General features: G+C 61.0%; 19 protein-coding genes. 5 read left to right on the top strand and 14 right to left on the bottom strand.

Annotation, left to right across the window (positions count from 1 at the left end; genetic code table 11):
• The first annotated feature begins 249 nt into the window (after positions 1-249).
• Entirely contained in the window at positions 250-690 is a 441-nt protein-coding gene (gene speD / locus MRUB_RS12720; protein WP_024050517.1) for an adenosylmethionine decarboxylase, read from the top strand.
• A 9-nt stretch (positions 691-699) separates the two neighbouring features.
• Here speD and MRUB_RS12715 read toward each other — a convergent pair whose 3' ends face one another.
• Complete coding sequence (locus tag MRUB_RS12715) at positions 700-1,497, bottom strand: IclR family transcriptional regulator (RefSeq protein ID WP_013014776.1); 798 nt, start codon at positions 1,495-1,497, stop codon at positions 700-702.
• A 129-nt stretch (positions 1,498-1,626) separates the two neighbouring features.
• On the opposite strand from MRUB_RS12715, the gene aceB reads away from it, so the two are divergent.
• Positions 1,627-3,201 carry a malate synthase A gene (gene aceB / locus MRUB_RS12710; RefSeq protein ID WP_013014775.1) on the top strand — a complete coding sequence of 525 codons (1,575 nt, stop codon included), beginning with the start codon at positions 1,627-1,629 and terminating at the stop codon, positions 3,199-3,201.
• Positions 3,202-3,554: 353 nt separating this feature from the next.
• Here aceB and ssb read toward each other — a convergent pair whose 3' ends face one another.
• Positions 3,555-4,295, bottom strand: coding sequence for a single-stranded DNA-binding protein (gene ssb / locus MRUB_RS12705; protein ID WP_013014773.1), 741 nt, complete (start codon positions 4,293-4,295; stop codon positions 3,555-3,557).
• A gap of 595 nt (positions 4,296-4,890) precedes the next feature.
• On the opposite strand from ssb, the gene MRUB_RS12700 reads away from it, so the two are divergent.
• Both MRUB_RS12700 and pth read left to right on the top strand, forming a co-directional pair.
• Positions 4,891-5,511: a 50S ribosomal protein L25 gene (locus MRUB_RS12700; protein ID WP_013014772.1), complete on the top strand. Its 621-nt coding sequence runs from the start codon at positions 4,891-4,893 to the stop codon at positions 5,509-5,511.
• A 93-nt stretch (positions 5,512-5,604) separates the two neighbouring features.
• Positions 5,605-6,183 (top strand): aminoacyl-tRNA hydrolase, encoded by a 579-nt coding sequence (gene pth, locus MRUB_RS12695; protein WP_013014771.1) that lies wholly within the window; start codon positions 5,605-5,607, stop codon positions 6,181-6,183.
• Here pth and pstB read toward each other — a convergent pair.
• Genes pstB through pstS form a run of 4 tightly spaced genes read right to left on the bottom strand, consistent with a single transcriptional unit; the run spans position 6,180 to position 9,980 of the window.
• A complete protein-coding gene (pstB, locus tag MRUB_RS12690) occupies positions 6,180-6,956 on the bottom strand; it encodes a phosphate ABC transporter ATP-binding protein PstB (RefSeq protein ID WP_015586728.1) in 777 nt (258 codons plus the stop codon). The two genes, pth and pstB, sit on opposite strands and share 4 nt — an antisense overlap.
• Before the next feature lie 56 nt (positions 6,957-7,012).
• Positions 7,013-7,843: a phosphate ABC transporter permease PstA gene (gene pstA, locus MRUB_RS12685; protein WP_013014769.1), complete on the bottom strand. Its 831-nt coding sequence runs from the start codon at positions 7,841-7,843 to the stop codon at positions 7,013-7,015.
• 10 nt (positions 7,844-7,853) lie between these two features.
• Positions 7,854-8,840: a phosphate ABC transporter permease subunit PstC gene (gene pstC / locus MRUB_RS12680; RefSeq protein WP_013014768.1), complete on the bottom strand. Its 987-nt coding sequence runs from the start codon at positions 8,838-8,840 to the stop codon at positions 7,854-7,856.
• A 60-nt stretch (positions 8,841-8,900) separates the two neighbouring features.
• Positions 8,901-9,980 (bottom strand): phosphate ABC transporter substrate-binding protein PstS, encoded by a 1,080-nt coding sequence (gene pstS / locus MRUB_RS12675; RefSeq protein WP_013014767.1) that lies wholly within the window; start codon positions 9,978-9,980, stop codon positions 8,901-8,903.
• 158 nt (positions 9,981-10,138) lie between these two features.
• Here pstS and mobA point away from each other — a divergent pair, with 158 nt between their 5' ends.
• Positions 10,139-10,699, top strand: coding sequence for a molybdenum cofactor guanylyltransferase (mobA, locus tag MRUB_RS12670; RefSeq protein ID WP_013014766.1), 561 nt, complete (start codon positions 10,139-10,141; stop codon positions 10,697-10,699).
• Between the two features lie 13 nt (positions 10,700-10,712).
• On the opposite strand, the gene MRUB_RS12665 is transcribed toward mobA, so the two are convergent.
• The 8 genes from MRUB_RS12665 to MRUB_RS12630 all read right to left on the bottom strand — a co-directional run bounded on the left by MRUB_RS12665 (position 10,713) and on the right by MRUB_RS12630 (position 18,196).
• Entirely contained in the window at positions 10,713-11,330 is a 618-nt protein-coding gene (locus MRUB_RS12665) for a YceH family protein (protein WP_013014765.1), read from the bottom strand.
• Positions 11,331-11,350: 20 nt separating this feature from the next.
• Positions 11,351-12,784 (bottom strand): xylulokinase, encoded by a 1,434-nt coding sequence (gene xylB, locus MRUB_RS12660; RefSeq protein WP_241476951.1) that lies wholly within the window; start codon positions 12,782-12,784, stop codon positions 11,351-11,353.
• Between the two features lie 13 nt (positions 12,785-12,797).
• On the bottom strand, positions 12,798-13,652 hold the full coding sequence (locus tag MRUB_RS12655) for an ATP-binding cassette domain-containing protein (protein ID WP_013014763.1): 855 nt from the start codon (positions 13,650-13,652) through the stop codon (positions 12,798-12,800).
• A gap of 4 nt (positions 13,653-13,656) precedes the next feature.
• Positions 13,657-14,643: an ABC transporter permease gene (locus MRUB_RS12650; protein ID WP_013014762.1), complete on the bottom strand. Its 987-nt coding sequence runs from the start codon at positions 14,641-14,643 to the stop codon at positions 13,657-13,659.
• A 173-nt stretch (positions 14,644-14,816) separates the two neighbouring features.
• Complete coding sequence (locus tag MRUB_RS12645) at positions 14,817-15,821, bottom strand: sugar ABC transporter substrate-binding protein (protein ID WP_013014761.1); 1,005 nt, start codon at positions 15,819-15,821, stop codon at positions 14,817-14,819.
• Positions 15,822-15,870: 49 nt separating this feature from the next.
• Entirely contained in the window at positions 15,871-16,911 is a 1,041-nt protein-coding gene (locus MRUB_RS12640; protein ID WP_013014760.1) for a LacI family DNA-binding transcriptional regulator, read from the bottom strand.
• 434 nt (positions 16,912-17,345) lie between these two features.
• Positions 17,346-17,840, bottom strand: coding sequence for a hypothetical protein (locus MRUB_RS12635; protein WP_013014759.1), 495 nt, complete (start codon positions 17,838-17,840; stop codon positions 17,346-17,348).
• A complete protein-coding gene (locus MRUB_RS12630; protein WP_013014758.1) occupies positions 17,840-18,196 on the bottom strand; it encodes a DUF6152 family protein in 357 nt (118 codons plus the stop codon). Before MRUB_RS12630 ends, MRUB_RS12635 begins: the two co-directional genes overlap by 1 nt.
• Positions 18,197-18,338 lie beyond the last annotated feature (142 nt).

The raw sequence follows: 18,338 nt of genomic DNA, 5'->3' as shown, positions 1-18,338 counted from the left end.
TGAGCAGGTATGGAAACCTCGGTAGGCCACATTGGTCGTGGAGCTGCACTGGTGTAATTAATAACACTCATTCCAAGTTATGCCGCTAGCACCCTTTGCTGGATAGCACCAGGGCGGGCTTTGGGGCGCTGGATTGACATTCTGGGCCCTCGAGCCCATAATTGTGGGCTGTTAAGACGCCCCTTGGGTGGCCGTCTGACAAAGCGCTGCGGTGTGTTTGAAAGCCGCAAGCTTATGGAGGATACGAGGTTGGAACTGTTTGGTTTTGGCCCGCACCTAATGATTGACGGCTACCATGCAAACCCTGAAAAACTGGCTGATTTTGAACTTGTTCGGCAGGTTCTGGATCAGCTTCCTGAAGAGATGGAGATGACCAAGGTGTTGCCGCCGGTGGTACAGCGCTACCCGGCGCTTCCCGGTCATGCGGAGGGGATTACGGGGGTGGTGATCATCGCCGAGAGCCACATTGCCATCCACACCTTCCCCAGCGAGCGTTTTATTAGCGTGGACATTTTTTCCTGTAAGGAATTCGATCTCGGCAAAGCCCTCAGGCGGGTGGTGGAGTACTTCGAGATTGGACGCTACGAGACCTACCTGATTAACCGGGGTAAGGAGTACCCCAAGGACCTCGAGCTGGCCCGGCAGATTGCGGCCGGGGAGCGGGAGTATATAGAGGCCCGCATCGGCTAGCTGGCGGAATTAACCCGACCAGCCCAGCCGGGCTGAGACGGCATCGGCGGCCTGGCGCACCCGCGCGCCGAGCTCGGGTAGGCGTTCGTTGGGAACGCGGGTGGTGGGGGCCGAAAGCGACATGGAGGCGACCACCTTGCCCCGGTTGTCGTGGATGGGGGCCGCGATGCAACGCACCCCGTCTTCGCGCTCTTCGTCATCCAGCACATAACGTTGTTGGCGGGCTTCCTGGAGGGTTTGCAAGAAGCCTTCCAGGGTGGTGATGGTCTTGGCGGTGTAGGGTTTGAAGGGCCCCGTGCCCACAATCCGGCGGATCTCCGGCTCACTGTGTTCCATGAGTAGAGCTTTGCCCACCCCGGTGCAGTAGATGGGGGCTCTGGCGCCGATGCGGGTGAACATGCGAATGAGCTGTCGCCCCTCGACCTGCGCGATATAGATAACCTCGTTGCCGTCTAGCACAGCCAGATTGACGGTTTCGTTCAGCTCGTCCACCAACTTTTCCATCTCGGGCATGGCAGCATCAATCAGTCCACCCCGCGTCAGGAAGGCCGAACCCACCTGATAAGCCCGCAGCCCCACCTTCCATAGGCCCTTGGACTCATCCCAGTCGGCAAAACCCCGGCGGCGCAGGGTCTCTAGGAGCCGGTAGGCGGTGCTGGGTGAGAGGTCGGTTCTGCGGGCTAGTTCTGAAAGGGAGAGGGTCTCGGCCTCAGAGAGAACTTCCAGCAGGTGCAGACCGCGCTCGAGCGTCCGCACCTCGCCCACCTCGGTGGAACGGCTGCGTCCTGGGCGGCGTTTGGTGTTCATGGCCTCAGCATAGGGGAGCCGGGGTATTTTTTCAATAAATGGAAAATAATCTCGTAGATTGACAAAATGATTCGACTGCGGCTAGGCTTTGAGCAAGCCGTGCACCCGGTGGTTTTACAGGAGACTGCTATGAGCGAAATGCCCAAAGGCGTGCAAATTATAGGCCCCAAACTCCCCGCTTCCGATACGGTGCTGACCCCTGAGGCCCTGGCTTTTCTGGCTGGGCTTCAGCGCGAGTTCAACGCGGTGCGCAAGGGTTTGTTGCAGCGCCGCGCCGAGGTGGCCCAGCGCATTCAGGCTGGTGAGAAGCCGGCTTTCCTCGAGCACACCCGGTTTATTCGGGAAGGGGACTGGAAGGTGGCCCCCGCCCCCCCCGACCTCAACGACCGCCGGGTCGAGATTACCGGCCCCACCGAACGCAAAATGATGATCAATGCCCTCAACTCCGGGGCCAAGGTTTTCATGGCTGACTGCGAGGACGCGCTCTCACCCACCTGGGAAAACGTGGTGCAGGGTCAGCAAAACCTGATGGATGCGGTACGCCGTACCATTCACCTGAGCACCCCCGAGAAGGAGTACCGGCTGAACGAGAAAATTGCCACGTTGGTGGTGCGCCCTAGGGGCTGGCATCTGAATGAGCGGCACGTGTTGGTGGATGGCGAACCCATGTCCGGAAGCCTCTTCGACTTCGGGCTTTATTTTTTCCACAACGCCCACGAGCTACTAAAGCGCGGTAGCGGCCCCTACTTCTACCTGCCCAAGCTGGAGAACCACCTCGAGGCCCGCCTCTGGAACGACGTCTTCAAGTTTGCCCAGAGCTATATGGGCATTCCCCAGGGCACCATCCGGGCCACGGTGCTCATCGAGACCATCCTGGCCGCTTTCGAGATGGAGGAAATCCTCTACGAATTGCGCGAACACGCCGCCGGCCTCAACGCCGGGCGCTGGGACTACATCTTTAGCTGCATCAAAAAGTTCGCCACCCACGAGGTGCTCTTCCCCGACCGGGCCCAGGTCACCATGACTGTACCCTTCATGCGGGCCTACACCGAGCTGCTGGTGCGCACCTGCCACAAGCGTGGGGCCCACGCCATTGGGGGGATGTCGGCCTTCATCCCCAGCCGCAAAGACCCCGAGGTGAACGCCAAGGCCATCGAGCAGGTTACCAAAGATAAGGAGCGGGAATCGGGCGACGGCTTCGACGGCACCTGGGTGGCCCACCCCGACCTGGTGCCGGTGGCCATGGCGGTCTTCGATAAGGTGCTGGGTGATAAACCCAACCAGAAAGACCGCCTGCGCGAGGATGTGGACGGCAAGATTAAGGCCGAAGATCTGATTAACTTCGAGGTGCCGGGTGGCAAGATTACCGAGGCGGGGATTCGCAACAACATCAGCGTGGAGCTGCAGTACATGGCGGCCTGGCTGGGTGGAAGCGGGGCGGTGGCTATTTTCAACCTGATGGAGGACGCCGCCACCGCCGAGATTTCCCGCTCGCAACTGTGGCAGTGGCTGCGTAAAGGGGCCCGGCTGGACGATGGCCGCACCTTTACTAGGGAGCTATACGCCCAGCTCAAGCAAGAAGAAATGGCCAAGCTGGCCGGCCTGAGGAACCTGGAAGAGGCCGCCCAGCTCCTGGACGAGCTGGTGTTGCAGCCGGAGTTCAAGGAGTTCCTGACCCTGCCGGCCTACGAGCGGCTGGCCTAAAATTCAGCACCCGCATAGCCACCCGCCCAGGGCCGCTCGAGGCGGGTGAGCTGTGCTGTAAGGCGATATCTCGATGAGCGCCCCTTCATGGCGTTCAACCCAGCCCTGCCACCCTGATGACGGCCCTGGGCACAACGCTGCGCTGCTTGAAAATGGGGGTGGCCACCCCGACCAACACTACCCTTGAAAACTGGGCCCTGATACCATTTTTGCTTGAATCCTTCACCGCCCTGTGTAGTCAGAGGTGAAGGATTCAAGCCGACCGAAGGGAGTAGTATCGTTTAGGCTTACCACAGTGACGAAATGCGTATGAGGCCACCAAACAGGCGTGGGGGATTCGCCATCCCCTTGCGTTATGCAGCCCTGGTCTTTTGCTTGGACTTGGTGCGGGGCTCAGCCTGTGTGGGGGCCTCTTGATCCCGCTCGGCAGGGCAAAGGCGGGCCAGCGGGGTCACGCGCTGGACTTCCAGCACCCGCTTGTAGCGCCTGGTTTTGGTTTCCCTGTCTTCCCAAACCTCGGTTTTGAGCGCACCTTCTAGCAGCACCGCTGAGCCCTTCTTAAGGCTGGCGAACGGTGCGGCCTGCTCGCGCCAGGCTTCCAGCTCGATGTAGTGATTCTTGGCTTGCTTGGTCGAAGCGTCCCAGCTCGAGAAGCCCAGTCTGGCCCTGGCTACCGGGGTCTTGCGTGGGGTCTGGCGGATCTCGGGGTCGGCGGTCAGGCCGCCAGACAGGATCACCCGGTTCTCCGCACCATAGAGGATGGGGCCTTGTTCCTCCTCACGCACATCGGCTTTTTCCAGCCTGAACAGCTCCTCGCCCACGATGCGCAAGCGCGAGGCCTTCTGCCCGTTGGCCTCCCAGGCCTCGTAGACCAGGCGGCCCATGGCTTGGTAAGCCTGCCCGTCTACCAGTTGCTGAGCCCAGTTTTCGGCCTGCTTGCCATAGAAGCTCAGATCACCGCGGAAGAAGAGGTGGTTGTCGCCCACGGCCCGCTTGCCGACGAGGGTGACCTCGAGCACCGGGGTGCCTTTGGGGGTATAGCGCAGCTCGTGTTTGTTCAGAACACCGCTGATAAAGACTCGGTTGGTGGACATGGTTGCTTCTCCTTGTACGTTACGGTCAGATGCTGGGGGTTTGGGGTTTGAGATGCAGACTTGTTGCCAGGTCATAAGAACCTAGGGGGGTTAGGCCTGGCAGGGGGGTGGGGGATTCTCGAGCGTATTCATCTTTCACGTCCGTTACGGTCTGCGCCACAGGGGCGCGCTGGGTAGGGGCTTGGGGTTTCGGTCGGCTCGTCTTGGGTGCGTTGCGGTCAGTTCTTCGGTTCTTTTACGTTTTGTTCCTTCCCCCGTTTGGTTGTACCAAATCGGATAGGTTAAGGCTACAACATAATGCGGGTTTTGTCCAGTGCTCACAAACAATCAAGTAAAGCCCAATTCAAACGAAGCTTTTTGTAAACCAGGACTTTATCAGGTGCTGGCTCGCTTCCCTCGACAGCGCCTGGATTATGTCTGCGGCGTATGGGGTGGTTTTTGGCAAATGCTGGGAGGATAGGCTTTTCGGGTGGGCCATGGTTATGGTAGACTTTGAAGGCTTGTGTTTTAAACCCCGCACGGCTGGGGTGGTGTGAGTCAGTAAAAATCCGGCGCCAATGAGCATCTGGCAAAGGAAAAGTTTCGGAGGAAGGGAATGGAATACCGCATCAAAGCCCAAACCCGCGGGAACGAAAAGCCCGCGGCCTTGCGCGACGCTGGCAAGCTGCCTGGCGTGGTCTACAACCGCCAGGAGAACTATAAGGTTGTGGTGGATCTTAAAGAGTTCAACAAGGTCTTTTTGGCGGCGGGGATTCACCACGTGATTACCCTCGAGCTCGAGAACGGAAAGACCGTAGATACCCTGGTGCGCCAGGTCAACCTCGATAAGCGCCGCCGCCGCCCTGACCACGTCGACTTTTACGCTCTTTCTGATGAGCCCGTGCTGATGTGGATTCCAATCAAGATTGAGGGCACCGCGCAGGGCGTGCGCGAGGGGGGTGTGCTGCAACTCGTTAACAACGATGTTCAGGTCAAGGTCTCACCCAAGGCCATTCCCCCACACATCGAGGTTGACGTAAGTCATCTGCGCATTGGTGATAGCATCCATGCCAATGAGCTCAGGCTTCCGCCGGGCGTAACCCTGGCCATGAACCCCAGCGATACCATCGTGGCCATTGTGCCACCGGAGGACGTTGAGAAGCTGGAAGCCCAGGCTGCAGAAGCCCCGGCTGAGGTTGAGGTCATCAAGAAGGGCAAGACCGAGGAAGAGAAGTAGCCCCCTCCGGTGGTGGGCTAATGGGCCGGGAGCCAAGGGGGTCTCTCGGCCTTTAGTTTTTGAGGTTTCAGAGGCTGAATTCCAGGCATTGATATGTTTTTGATTGTGGGACAGGGAAACCCCGGCCTGCAATACGCCCGCACCAAACACAACGTGGGCTTCTGGGTGCTGGATCGGCTTGGCTCAGATTTCCGCCCCAAAGGCCATGCCCTGGTAACCGAAATAAAGCTTCAGGGGCCGTCGGGTGAGTGGGTTTCGGGTTTGCTGGTCAAACCCACCACCTTCTACAACGCCACCGGCGAGGCAGTAGCCCCGCTGGCCCGCTACTACAGGGTGCCCCCTGAGCGCATCCTGGTGGTTCACGACGAGCTGGATCTGCCCCCTGGCCGGCTGCGCTTCAAAGCCGGTGGGAGCAACGCGGGCAACTACGGCCTGGAATCCATTACCGCCCACCTGGGTACACGGGATTTCCACCGCTTGCGCATTGGTATCGGCAAGCCCCCTTCGCCCGAGGCGGGGGCGGGCTGGGTGCTCTCGGGGTTTCATCCCGAGGTGGTGCCGATTATGGACAAGGTGATTTCTACCGCTGCCGAAGCGGCAAAGCTCTGGGCGACCGAGGGCCTCGAGGCCGCCCAGAAAAAGTACAACGGCCTGAAGCTCGACCTGGCCTAACCGAAGCGCCCTGTAATATAGGCCTCGGTGCGCTTGTCTTTGGGGGTGGTGAACAAAAGGCTGGTGGGGCCAAATTCCACCATCTCGCCGTTCAGGAAGTAGCCAGTGAAGTCCGATACCCGGCCAGCTTGCTGCATGTTATGGGTGACAATAACGATAGTGACGTGGTTTTTCAGCTCGTTCAGCAAGTCTTCTATGGACTGGGTTGAGATGGGATCCAGTGCGCTGGTGGGCTCGTCCATCAACAAGACCTCGGGCTCCACTGCAAGCGCCCTGGCAATGCACAGACGTTGCTGCTGCCCCCCTGAAAGGCTCATGCTGGGCGCATTGAGACGGTCTTTGACCTCATCCCATAGAGCAGCCTGACTCAAGGCCCGCTCAACCGCCTCGTCCAAAATGGACTTTTTGCGAATTCCCACCAGGCGCAGGCCTGCTACCACGTTGCCGTAGATGGAGAGGGTCGGAAAGGGGTTGGGCTTTTGAAAAACCATCCCGATCTTACGCCGCACCTCCACCGGGTCTACCCCAGGGGCATAGACGTTAATGCCGTCCAGCAAAACCTCACCGGTTACGCGGGCGCTGGGGGTTAGGTCGTGCATCCGGTTTAAGGCGCGTAGAAAAGTGGTTTTCCCGCAACCGGAGGGGCCAATCAGCGCGGTTACCTTGTTGGCGTAGATCGGCATATCTACGTCTTTAACACCTGCTTTTTGACCGTACATTACGGTCACGCGCCGGGCTTCAATGCGGGTTTTAAGGCTGGGATCGAGGGTCATGACCTCGCTCTGTGCGGAATTGGCTGTAGGTCTCAGTTCGCTCATCATCAACTCCCTTAACGCCCACGGGTTACCCAGCGGGCCACCAGGCTGGTTAGCACAATTAAAGCCAGCAGCACCAGCGCTGCGGCCCAAGCCTGCCGGTGCCAGTCTTCGTACGGGCTGATTGCATAGGCATACAGGCGCAGCGGCAGGGCATCCATGGGCTGCAAAAGGTTGTAGGTGAGCAAGGAGTTCCCAAAGGCAGTAAAGATGAGCGGCGCTGCTTCGCCGGCGGCCCTGGCCGTTGCCAGTAGCAGCCCAGTGACCACCCCTGCCCTAGCCGCCGGCAAAACCAGCGACATGATGACCCGCCAGCGTGGTAGGCCCAGGGCCAGTCCGGCTTCACGAATGTTCCAGGGCACCAGCTTGAGCACGCTCTCGGTGGTCTTGGCGATGATGGGAATCATGATAAAAGCCATGGCCAGCGCCCCCGACAAGCCTGAGAAAGAACCCTGGGCCTTCACAACCAGCACGTAGGCCAGCAGTCCCTTTAGGATAGCGGGCATTCCGTTGAGGGTGTCGGAGAGCAGGCGCAGGGTAGGGTTTAGTTTGTTATCGGGGTACTCGGCCAGCAAAATACCGGCTCCGATTCCGAAGGGGGTTGCCATTAGCAAGCCAGCCCCGGTGATGATGAGTGTGCCCACAATGGCCGGAGCCATGCCCCCGCCCAGTTCGCCCGGAGGCTTGGGGCCCTGGGTAAGGAAGTCCCAGTTAAGTGAAGAGAAGCCGTTGACCAAAGCGTAACCAAGCACCAGCGTAAGCGGCAGGGCTGCCAGGATGGTGCCGATAATTACCACGATGAGGATTAGACGATCGCGGGTGTAACGTGCTCGAAGATTGCGCATGGTTTCTCCTCTAAGCCCGTTGGCCTCCTACCTTGAGTTTGTTGAGCAGGTAGCTGGCCGCCGCGTTGACGATGAAGGCAATCAAGAACAGGTAAAAGCCCACCCCGATAATGGCTGAGTAGTGCAGGTCTTCCACGGCCTCTTTGAGCTCGAGCGCAATCACTGCGGGCATTGTGGAAGCAGGGCCAAAGAGGGTGTAAGGCAGAATGTTGCCGTTGCCGATAACCATCGCTACCGCCATGGTTTCACCCAGTGCGCGGCCCAGCGCCAGCATAGCCCCGGCAAATATGCCGCCTCTGGCGTAGGGCAGAATGACCGTTTGCATGACTTCCCAGCGGGTTGCTCCCAGCGCATAGGCCCCCTCGCGCTGGGCGACCGGAACCAGCGCAATGGCATCGCGCGAAAGTGCAGCCGTGAAGGGGATCACCATACTGGAGAGAATCACAATGGCCGTGAACATACCGTATCCGGCTGGGTTTCCCAGATAGCGAGACAACCAGGGCGCGTTTTCTGCGGCCCACAAAAAGAAGGGCATATAAAAGACCTCTCGCAAAAACGGAGCCAGCACAAAAATGCCCCAGATGCCGTAGACCACGCTTGGCACCGCGGCCATCAAGTCTACCAGGTAGTTGATGAACCCGGCCAGCCAGCGAGGGGCGTACTCAGCGGTAAAAATAGCCGCTGCCAGGGCCACCGGAACCGATAAAACCAGGGCGGCCAGACTGGTGATGATGGTTCCAAGAACGTATGGCCAGATGCCAAACTCGAGCTTCAAGGCCGGATCCCAGGTAGTTCCGGTCAGAAAGCCAAAAAAACCTTCTTTGTTAATAGCCTGCGAGCCGCCCAGGTACAGGTAGTAACCCAGCCCCACGGTCAGGGCGATGATGCTGAGCGCCAGCAGCAAAACTACGCCTAGGAAAATGCGATCGCCCAACACACGGTAAATCGCGGAGGGCTGATGTTTGATAATGGAGGGTTGTACGGGGGCTTGTTGCATGCGCACGCCTCTAGTTTACAAAAGAGGCGGGAGCCTCGAGGCCCCCGCCTCTAAATAAGCTTAGCGGCCAACAATCTCCCGGCCGATGGGTTTTCCTTGATAGGTGATGCGCGAGATCAGGGCCAGGGCACGGGCCTGCGCGGTTTCGGTCAGGCGGCCATAGGTGAGCGGCTCGTTGTACTTCTGCCCTTCGGTTACGATCCACTTGAGCAGTTGTACGAAAGCCCTGGCCTCGGCTTCGCTCTTGAAAGCCTTGTTTTTGTCAAGTTGTTCGTAGACCAGCAGGTAGGAGAAGCTGGCAATCGGATACCCGTCGGGCGCTTGGGTATTGGTCAGCGAAACCCGGGCGTCCCCTGGCAGCACCACATTGGCAGCCGCAGCGATGGCGGGCAGATCGGCCACCATAAAGCGGCCTGCGCGGTTTTGTACGGCCCCAAAGAGGATGCGGTTCTGCACCGCGTAGGTTACTTCGTTGTAACCAATGGCGCCAGGGGTATTGCGCACCACGCCGGCAACACCTTCGTTGCCACGGCCGCCCACTTTGTTAGGAGCCAGCCAGTTGACGCTGTTGCCCCGGCCCACCTTCTGTGCCCATTCGGGCGATACTTTGGTCAGGTAGTCGGTCCAGACATAGGTGGTACCCGAGCCGTCAGAGCGGTGCACCACGGTGATCGGCAGCGGGGGCAGGCGAACCCCCTCGTTCAGCCTGGCGATGGCGGGGTCGTTCCAGGTTTTGATGTTCCCCAGGAAGATATCGGCCAGCACCTCACCGGTAAAGTTCAGGCGTTGGGTTACGCCGGGCAGGTTGTAGGTGGGTACGACCGCACCCAGCACAAAGGGAATGTTGAGCGCAGGGGAGCCGGTGTTCCTGCGAATCTCGGCCATTTGCTGGTCGTTGAAGGGGTTATCGGAGGCGCCAAAGTGTACGGTTTGCTCGATGAACTGGCGCTGACCCCCACCCGAGCCGATGGACTGGTAGTTAACGCGAACCTGGTTGTTGGTCACTTTCAGGTATTCGTCGAAGTACTTCGACAGGACTGGGAAGGGAAAAGTGGCTCCAGCCCCCGTAAGGCTAACCTGGGCTAGACCGTGGCCGGCCAAGCCTAGCAGGGCGGTAGTTGCAATCAGGAATTTCTTCATCAAGGGCCTCCTTGGTGTTGGACTCTGCGGCACAAGCCTGGTGCCGCGCTCCGCCGAATAGCTTGTCAGCCTTATGTCAGGGTATTGTCAGAAGAACCATAAAAAACTGATGATGAGCGGAATTTTGGTATGTGCTGCGGGAGTTTCTACTGCCAGCTATGCTGGTGGTTATGCAATGGAGTGGAGCGGTTTTGGCCGGCGGGTCATCCAGCCGGTTTGGTCAGGACAAGGCGCTCTACATATACAAAGGCAAGCCCCTTATTGCCTGGGTGCTGGACTCGATGGCCGGGGCCTCTGAGCGCCTGGTGATTGCCAACCGCCCCTACCCAGGCCTCGAGGTCTATCCCGACCTCTGGCGCGGGGGGGATACCCTGTCGGGGTTGCACGCAGCGCTCGCGCACGCCCAGCAGGACTGGGTGGCGGTGGCAGGCTGCGATCAACCTTTCCTGAGCCGGGATTTCTGGTGCTTTATGCTCGAGCACACCCGGGCCGATATCCAGGCGGTGGTAGCGGTATTGAACGATTTATATGAACCGTTGGGGGCGCTGTATCACAAATCGCTGGAGGGTGAGGTTCTGCGTCGCCTTGAGACGGGGAACCTCAAGATGCAGGCGCTGCTACATGACATTCCCCTGATGGCCCTGGATAAACGTGCGCTCGAGGCCCGCTTTGGTTCTTATTTATTCCTAAACGCCAACCGCCCACAGGATCTTCCCTGAACAGGCGTTGGTATCAGCTCAGCATCCTTTTGAGCTCTTCTAACTGGGTTCGCAGGTCGTGTACTTCGGCTTCTAGGGCCTCTAAACGCTGCTCGAGTTCGCTTCTGGCCTCTGTGCGCACAAAGGGGGCTGGCTTTCCGGCCAGCAGATGGGCATAGCGTACCTCGCGTTCACCGGGCTGGCGCTCGAGCGGGGCCACCAGGGGGTGGGGGGCCAGGTTGATAAGCTCCTTTAGCACCGCCTCCACTTCTTGCAGCGAGGCGAACTTGTGGTTCATGCTCTCGGCCCGGGCCCGCAGCTCGCCTAAGGTCTGAGGGCCGCGCAGCATCAGCAGGGCCATCAGGATGGTGGCGGGGGGCTCGAGCTTAAACTCCCGATCCAGAAACTGCCGGTACTTGGGAGCCCGGGCGTTGTACTCGCGGAACATGCCGCACAGCCGTTTGCGCTGGAGGGCGTCCAGGGCCTCGCGCACCTCAGCTTCGCTCAGGTTGGTAACGGGCTGACGGTTGTTTTTCTGGTTGGCTCCCAGCCGGACGGCGTTCTCGGTCAGGGGGTAGTGGTCGGGGGTGGCGTATTGCTTCTCAATCAGGGTGCCCAGCACCCGCACCTCGGCCTCGCTCAGTAGCTCCATCGGTAGGATTTTATCCCAGTTCAAAACCAGCTCGAGAGCTGGCGGTACAACTGCTTATACCGCTGGTAGCCCTCCTCGTAGACGGAGCTTTGTGGTTCGGCGACAGGAGTTTCGCTTCTGGCGACCTCGAGGGTTATACCCACCGCCATGCCGGCCAACAGGGCCGCTCCTCTGGCCGAGGCCGAGGGGGTGGGGGTGCTCACCAGGGGGCGGCCCAGCACGTCGGAGAGCATCTGTTGCCAGAAGGGTTCCTGGCTGCCACCCCCCGACAGGCGCAGCGGAGCCTGGGGGGGGATCACCGCACCTAAGGCCTCGAGGCCTTCACGGAGGCTGTAGGCGACTCCTTCCAGAGCCGCGCGCATTAAGTGGCCGCGCTGGTGGTTTAGCCTGAGTCCGGCCCAGACCCCGCGGGCCTGGGGGTTCAGGTGGGGGGTGCGCTCGCCGGTCAGATAGGGGAGGAAACAAAGCCCCTCGCAGCCTGCGGGTGCTTGCTGAGCCTCCCGGTAGGCTTCCTCCCAGCTCAGGTGCAGCATGTTGCGCACCCATTCCAGCGCCAGTCCGGCATTCTGCATAGCCGCCAGGGCGTACCACTGCTGAGGCCGGGTGGCTCGGTAGCGGTGGGTGCGCAGCGTGGGGTCTATCTGAAGGGTGTCCAGCAGAACCGCAATTTGCGCGCCGGAACCCACCGTAAGCTGCACCTGGCCGACTGCCAGGCCGCTGCCCAGGAGCGCTGCGGCGGTGTCAGCGGCTCCGGCGGCCACCGGCAGGCCTTCCGGCAGGCCCAGCCAGCGGGCGGCGGCGCGGGTAAGGTGTCCGGCAACGGTGCCGGAGGGCAGGAGCGGGGGGAGGAGTTCTGCGCGCAGGCCCAGCCGCTCGAGCGCCTCCCAGGCCCAGGTATCGGCCAGTAGGTCGTACAGCAGGGTACCGGAGGCATCGGAGGGCTCGCTGGCGGCCTGGCCGGTAAGGCGCAGGCGCAGCCAGTCCTTGGGCTGCAAGGCCCAGCGGGCCTCGGCGTAGGGCCGGGGTTCGTTGCGCTCGAGCCAGAGCAGGCTGGGAGCCGCCATGCCCACCACCAGCGGGTTGGCCAGCCTGTGCTGCAGCGATTCGGGGAGGGCCTTGAGCGCACTGAGTTCCCGCACCGCCCGGCCGTCGGCCCAGAGGATGGCCGGGCGTAGGGGCTGGCCCGCTGGATCCGATAGCACCACCCCATGCATCTGACCGGACAGGCCAACCGCCACCACCTGTGAGGCCAGCGGCCCGACAGCGGCTTGGGTGGCCTCGGCGGCAGCCCGCCACCAGTCCTCGGGGTCGGACTCGGCCCAGCCGGGATGGGGGGCCGCTACCGGGTAGGGGCGGCTGGCTTCCCCGCGCACCTGTCCGTTGAAATCCAGCAGGAGGGCTTTGAGCGATCCGGTGCCCAGGTCGAGGCCCAGCAGCATACCGATCCACCCCACAAGACGCCAGGCCCTACAGGGCCAGCGCCTCGGGGCTCAGCTCGGCTGCGCTTTTGGCCCCGGTCATCACCGCCACCGCATCGGACATGCTGATGGTTTTGGGGTTGACCACCGCAGCTCGCTTACCCAGCCGCTGGATGTGGATGCGGTCGGCGATCTCGAAGACGTGGGGCATGTTGTGGCTGATGATAATCACCGGCAGACCATTATCGCGCACCCTACGGATGAGCTCGAGCACCATATTGCCTTCCTTTACTCCCAGCGCGGCGGTGGGCTCGTCCATGATGACCACGTGCCGGGCAAAGGCCGCGCTGCGGGCTACTGCGACCCCCTGGCGCTGCCCACCGGAAAGGGTCTCCACGGCCTGGGTCATGGAGCGGATGCCGATCTTAAGGTCTTTCATGTCGGCGATGGCTTCCTCGAGCATCTTTTTCTTGTCAATCCAGCGGATCAGCCGGGCAAACCAGCCGGGGCGCAGGATCTCCCGCCCCAGGAAAAGGTTCTCGGCGATGGTCATGGCCGGGGCCACGGCCAGATCCTGGTAAACGGTCTCGATGCCGTTCCGGCGGGCGTCAATGGGGCTGCGGAAATGCACCCGCTGGCCGTCCAGGTAGATCTCGCCCGAGTCGGGGATGATCGCGCCCGAGAGGGCTTTGATCAGGGTGGATTTGCCCGCGCCGTTGTCGCCGATGACGGCCAGAATCTCGCCTGCGCGCAGCTCGAAGTCGGTGCCGTCCAGGGCGGTCACATGGCCGTAGCGCTTGACCAGGTTGCGGGCCTCCAGCACGATGCGGGGCTTTGTGGTGTTGGGGCCGGGATGGAAGCCCGGCGCTGGCTGAACTGGGGTGGGGTTGACATTGGTTTCCATAGACCTAGCTCCTGCGTTTGGAAAGTTGATCGGCGGTCACGGCCAGAATTACCAGAATGCCAGTGATCAAAACCTGGTAAACCGAGGAGACCCCGGTCAGGGTCAGGCCGTTGCGGAAGACCCCCACGATGATGGCCCCCAGGAGGGTGCCCAGGATCATCCCCCGCCCGCCGAACAGGCTGGTGCCGCCCAGCACCACTGCGGTGATGGTCTCGAGGTTCTCGGTCTGCCCAGCGTTGGGGTCGGCCACGCTGGTGCGGGAGATCAGCAGCCATCCGGCGATGCCATAGAAGAAGCCGGCGATGGTGTAGGTAAGCAGCAGCACCCGCTGGGTGGGAATCCCCATCAGACGAGCGGCTTCGGGGTTGTTGCCGACCGCGTATAGATGGCGGCCGGGGGCGGTCTCGCTCAGGAAAAACCAGACCAGCAGGTACAGCACAATCATCAGCACAACGCCATAGGTGAAGACCGTCTCGCCGATTTTGAAGGTATTGCCCCAGAAGAGATGGGCCTCCGGCAGACCGCTCACGGTCTGGGCCCTGGAGTAGATCTGGGTCAGGGCGAAGGCGATGTTCATGGTGCCCAGGGTGACGATGAAAGGGGGCAGCTTAAAACGGGTAATCAAAAAGCCGTTCAAAAAGCCGAAAGCAGTGGTCACGGCCATACCGCACAGGATGGCTAGCAGGGGTGGCATGCCCAGCTCAACAGCAAACTTGGCCATGACCATGGTGCCCAGGGCCATCACAAACCCAACCGATAGGTCAATGCCCGCGGTGAGGATGATCAGGGTCTGGCCGATGGCCAGCACCGCGACCACCGAAATTTGCTGCAAAATCAGGGAAAAGTTCTGACCGGTTAAGAACCGCTCGGACTGGAAGCTAAAAAACACCACCGCCAGCAAAAGCGCCACCAGCGGCCCCATGATGGTCAGGCTGGGCAGCCTGTCCAGAAGGCTGCGAGGCTTTTGGGTGGTACCTGACTGCTCCGACATGCTCTCCTCGCTTTGATTGTTTGCTCTGGTTTATTGTATCAAGCGCCTGGTCTCAAAGTCCGGCTTGGTTTGGTGTTATTGGGTAGGGTTTTTTTGAAAAGCGGTCTGGTGTGCACGCCCGCTCGAGCTTGTAGGAGATGGGGAGGAGGCCAGCACCCCCTCCCCGGCTCCGCTTACTGGCCCCAGCAATTGGCCAGACCGAACTTCACATCCTTGCTGCCGACGCCCGGCACGGGGTTCTTGGCGATCAGGGTGACGCCGGTGTCCACATAGCCGCGGGCCTTCTGGCCGGTTTTGGCGTACTTGACCCCAGCCGCCACACCCAGCGCGGCCATCTTCAAGGGGTACTGCTGCGAGGTGGCTGCAATAATGCCCCGCTCGACGTTGCGCACCCCCTCGCACCCGCCGTCCACCGAGACGATGATGACGTTCTTCTCTTTACCGGCTGCCCTGAGCGCCTGATAGGCCCCTGCGGCGGCCGGTTCGTTGATGGTGTAGACCAGGTTGATGTTGGGGTTTTTCTGCAGGCAGTTTTCCATGGCGGTCTGGGCCTTGGCCCGGTCGCCATAGGTATCGGCCATGCAGACCACCTCGGCGGGCTTGGCCAGCTCGTTGCTTTCCTGCGGCAGGCTTGGCAGCCCAAAGCCGGCCAGGAAGCCGTTGTGACGCTGTGCGCCCACGGGGTGCCCGGGGAAGAGGTCGAGGGTGGCGATGACCGGCTTTTTGCCCTTCATGACCGCGGCGGCATACTCACCGATCAGCACCCCGGCCTGGTAGTTGTTGGTGGCGAAGAGGGCGTCTACCGCATCTTCGGGATCGGTGGGGCTATCCAGGGCGATGACCTGCACCCCGGCGGCTCGAGCCTTTTGAATGGCGGGCACGATGGCTTTGGCATCGCTGGGGGTAATCAGGATGGTGTTGACCCCGGCGGCCACCATGTTTTCGATGGCAGCCACCTGTCCGGCGTTGTCACCGTCGGTTTTTCCTGCGGCGCTGATGAACTTGGCGCCCAGCCGCTGGGCTTCCTTCTGGGCCCCTTCCTTCATCTTGACGAAGAAGGGGTTGGACTCGGTTTTGGTGATGAGTCCGATGTAAGGGGTCTTGTCCTGGGCGGTTACCAGTCCAAGCGCGGCGATGCCTGCTGCCAACAAACCTGTAATAACGAGCACTCTACGCATAGCTTCTCCTCCTTGACTAAAACGCAACCTCAACCCGACTTGTTTTTTTCTAGCTCTGCCTCCTTTTTTTGAGCCCATTTTTGCGACCGCCCGGAGGGGCGGTGGACTCCCGAAGAATGAAGCTGGTGTCCAGCCGGATGCTGGTGGGCAGGGTGTCCTGGCCGCGACTAAGCGAACTCAGCAGGGTTTCGCAGGCCAAGAACCCCAGCTCGTAGGTGGGCTGGGCCACCACGGTGAGGGCTGGTTCGATGGTTGCAGCCCAGCGGGAATCGTCAAATCCGACCACCGATAGCTCCTGGGGGATGCGGATGCCCATCTCGCGCAAGGCCAGCACCGCGCCCACGGTCATCTCGTTGTTGCCCACGAATAAGGCTGTGGGCCGTTTGTCGGGGGGCATGGACAGCAGGGCCTGGGCTGCCGCGCGGCCATCGGCTTCGCGGTGATTGCCAAGCCGCACCAGGGTCTCGTCGTAGGGGATGCCGGCGGCCTGCAAGGCCTCACGGTAACCTTGCAGGCGCTCGACCGCGGTGGAGATGTCCAGGCGCCCTACGATCATGCCGATGCGCCGATGGCCCAGATCGATCAGGTGCTGCACGGCTTTACGGGCCCCACCCACGTTATCGACCATGACCGTGCGGATGCCAGGGGTTCCGCTGGTGCGATCCAGCTCTACGATGGGTAGCTTGGTTACGAGCTTGAGGTTCTCTTTGGCCTGGGGGCTGGGCACAATTAGGAGGCCTCGAGGTTGGTGCCCGCGCAGCACGTTAAGGGCGCGTCGCTCTTTTTCTGGATCTTCGTCGGTATTGAAGAGGAAGACCGTGTAGTTGTGTTTTTCGGCGGCGTCCTGTACGCCCTTGGCTAGCGTGGCGTGGAAGGGGTTGAGGATATCGGTGATGATCAGCCCCAGGGTCTGGCTGCTGCGCTGGCGCAAACTGCGGGCGAGCTGATTGGGCTGGTAGCCCAGCTCCTGGGCCGCCTGCAGGATGCGTTTGCGGGTGGCTTCGGCCACCATCTCTGGGCGGGATAGCGCCCGCGACACAGTGGCGGGGGAGACCTGCGCGAGTTTGGCGACGTCATCAAGGTTGACCATATGCAATCGTTTGCAGTGCAGGATTTACAAAAAAGCCGCTCCATGCCAGGAACAAGCGATTACAAGAAGGGTTGCGGGCGCACTTTTTTGCAATCGTTTGCAATTATTGTGACCATAGTTCTAGCACATTCGGTTCTGAAATGCAATAGCCCCTGCGCAAACCACCTATGGAACGCGTTTGTTGGGAGTAGGTGGGAACAGATGGCCTGGTATGCCGGGTTGTCTTGTTGCTATGCGGTGACAAATCCGCGAGGACACAGCTAGGAGGTGGGTAAAGTGTCAAATTACCAATCCCCAGGTGTTTCTCTTGCTAGGCTGGAGGCATCCTTCGGAGGTGTTTGGGTCGGGTAGCCTCGAGGGGAGGTGTTTCCGAACCGCACCGTTCAAAGCACACCTTCCGGGGCAATCTGGGCGGCTCGAGGGGAGCCGTCTTTTTATCCGTAATAGGCGATTAATCGGCCCAGGGCAATAACGCTTATCCAAACCCCTAGCGAAACCAGCGCCCCCAGCTTGGCCGCCGGCGGGGGGTGGGTGTGCTGATTCCAGGCTGGCAGGCTTCGTGCGGTGCGGAAATGAAAGATCCACGCGTTGATCCCCGCCAGCCCGATCAGGGCCAGCTTGCTCAGGAAGATCGGGCTGACCCCAATGCTGGGGGCGTCGGACAGAAGCAGCAAAAAACCGCTGGGCGCGGCCAGGGCAAAGCCCACCCAGGCCACCGGCAGCAGGTGAGCGGCCATCTGCTGTACGGGAATCTGTCTGGAGACCCCCAACAGCCGTAGATCGAACAGGGCCGCCGCTCCCACCAGCGCGCAGAATCCCAGAATGTGCAGGATCTCCACCGCAGGGTAGAGCCACTCCGACTGGCGCATGGTCTGCGCGAGCGGGGTGGTATGCAGCCAGTCCAGCCAGGCGACCCAGGCTTCACCCATCAGCGCAGTTCCACCGTTTTGCCATCTACGATGATGCGTTCGGCCCGCATTTCCTCAGGCTCGGTGCGGTGTGGGTAGCCCACCACCGTGACCCGCGCCCCCACCTTGAGGCTGCCGTTGGGCAGTCCCCGGGCCGTCATCCTCGAGGGTGGGGCCAGCACCACGTACCACCTGCGCTGCAGGGTCAGGCCGGAGGGGGGAACCTCTATCCAGATGGTGGCATGGGGAAACTCGAAGGTGACCTCGGTGATGGTGCCGGTGGCGGTAATCACCCGGCTGGCGTCGTAGCTGCTCCAGCCGTGATGGGCCAGGGCCAGGCCCAGCAGCAACCCTCCTGCAAGCCAGAATTTTCGCATAAGGCCTCCTTGTTGGCTAGGGGACGTTGCTAGGGACGACTTTCTTATGATCGTTTAGAAAGGGGCTTGGGTGTGTGGGGCGACTTACCCTGTGGAGGAGCTGAAATTGCTGTGGTAGGCTATCCCCGCAGGGTTAAGGAAT

Origin of the sequence: Meiothermus ruber DSM 1279 (assembly GCF_000024425.1) — a bacterium.
GTDB classification, from domain to species: domain Bacteria; phylum Deinococcota; class Deinococci; order Deinococcales; family Thermaceae; genus Meiothermus; species Meiothermus ruber.
This window is presented reverse-complemented; position numbering and strand designations above follow the sequence as displayed.

Excerpts from the sequence above, each read along its gene's own strand:
- MRUB_RS12715 (WP_013014776.1), bottom strand. The coding sequence starts at position 1,497 with ATGAACACCAAACGCCGCCCAGGACGCAGCCGTTCCACCGAGGTGGGC.
- aceB (WP_013014775.1), top strand. The coding sequence starts at position 1,627 with ATGAGCGAAATGCCCAAAGGCGTGCAAATTATAGGCCCCAAACTCCCC.
- ssb (WP_013014773.1), bottom strand. The coding sequence starts at position 4,295 with ATGTCCACCAACCGAGTCTTTATCAGCGGTGTTCTGAACAAACACGAG.
- MRUB_RS12700 (WP_013014772.1), top strand. The coding sequence starts at position 4,891 with ATGGAATACCGCATCAAAGCCCAAACCCGCGGGAACGAAAAGCCCGCG.
- pth (WP_013014771.1), top strand. The coding sequence starts at position 5,605 with ATGTTTTTGATTGTGGGACAGGGAAACCCCGGCCTGCAATACGCCCGC.
- pstB (WP_015586728.1), bottom strand. The coding sequence starts at position 6,956 with ATGACCCTCGATCCCAGCCTTAAAACCCGCATTGAAGCCCGGCGCGTG.
- pstA (WP_013014769.1), bottom strand. The coding sequence starts at position 7,843 with ATGCGCAATCTTCGAGCACGTTACACCCGCGATCGTCTAATCCTCATC.
- pstC (WP_013014768.1), bottom strand. The coding sequence starts at position 8,840 with ATGCAACAAGCCCCCGTACAACCCTCCATTATCAAACATCAGCCCTCC.
- pstS (WP_013014767.1), bottom strand. The coding sequence starts at position 9,980 with ATGAAGAAATTCCTGATTGCAACTACCGCCCTGCTAGGCTTGGCCGGC.
- mobA (WP_013014766.1), top strand. The coding sequence starts at position 10,139 with ATGCTGGTGGTTATGCAATGGAGTGGAGCGGTTTTGGCCGGCGGGTCA.
- MRUB_RS12665 (WP_013014765.1), bottom strand. The coding sequence starts at position 11,330 with ATGGAGCTACTGAGCGAGGCCGAGGTGCGGGTGCTGGGCACCCTGATT.
- MRUB_RS12655 (WP_013014763.1), bottom strand. The coding sequence starts at position 13,652 with ATGGAAACCAATGTCAACCCCACCCCAGTTCAGCCAGCGCCGGGCTTC.
- MRUB_RS12650 (WP_013014762.1), bottom strand. The coding sequence starts at position 14,643 with ATGTCGGAGCAGTCAGGTACCACCCAAAAGCCTCGCAGCCTTCTGGAC.
- MRUB_RS12645 (WP_013014761.1), bottom strand. The coding sequence starts at position 15,821 with ATGCGTAGAGTGCTCGTTATTACAGGTTTGTTGGCAGCAGGCATCGCC.
- MRUB_RS12640 (WP_013014760.1), bottom strand. The coding sequence starts at position 16,911 with ATGGTCAACCTTGATGACGTCGCCAAACTCGCGCAGGTCTCCCCCGCC.
- MRUB_RS12635 (WP_013014759.1), bottom strand. The coding sequence starts at position 17,840 with ATGGGTGAAGCCTGGGTCGCCTGGCTGGACTGGCTGCATACCACCCCG.
- MRUB_RS12630 (WP_013014758.1), bottom strand. The coding sequence starts at position 18,196 with ATGCGAAAATTCTGGCTTGCAGGAGGGTTGCTGCTGGGCCTGGCCCTG.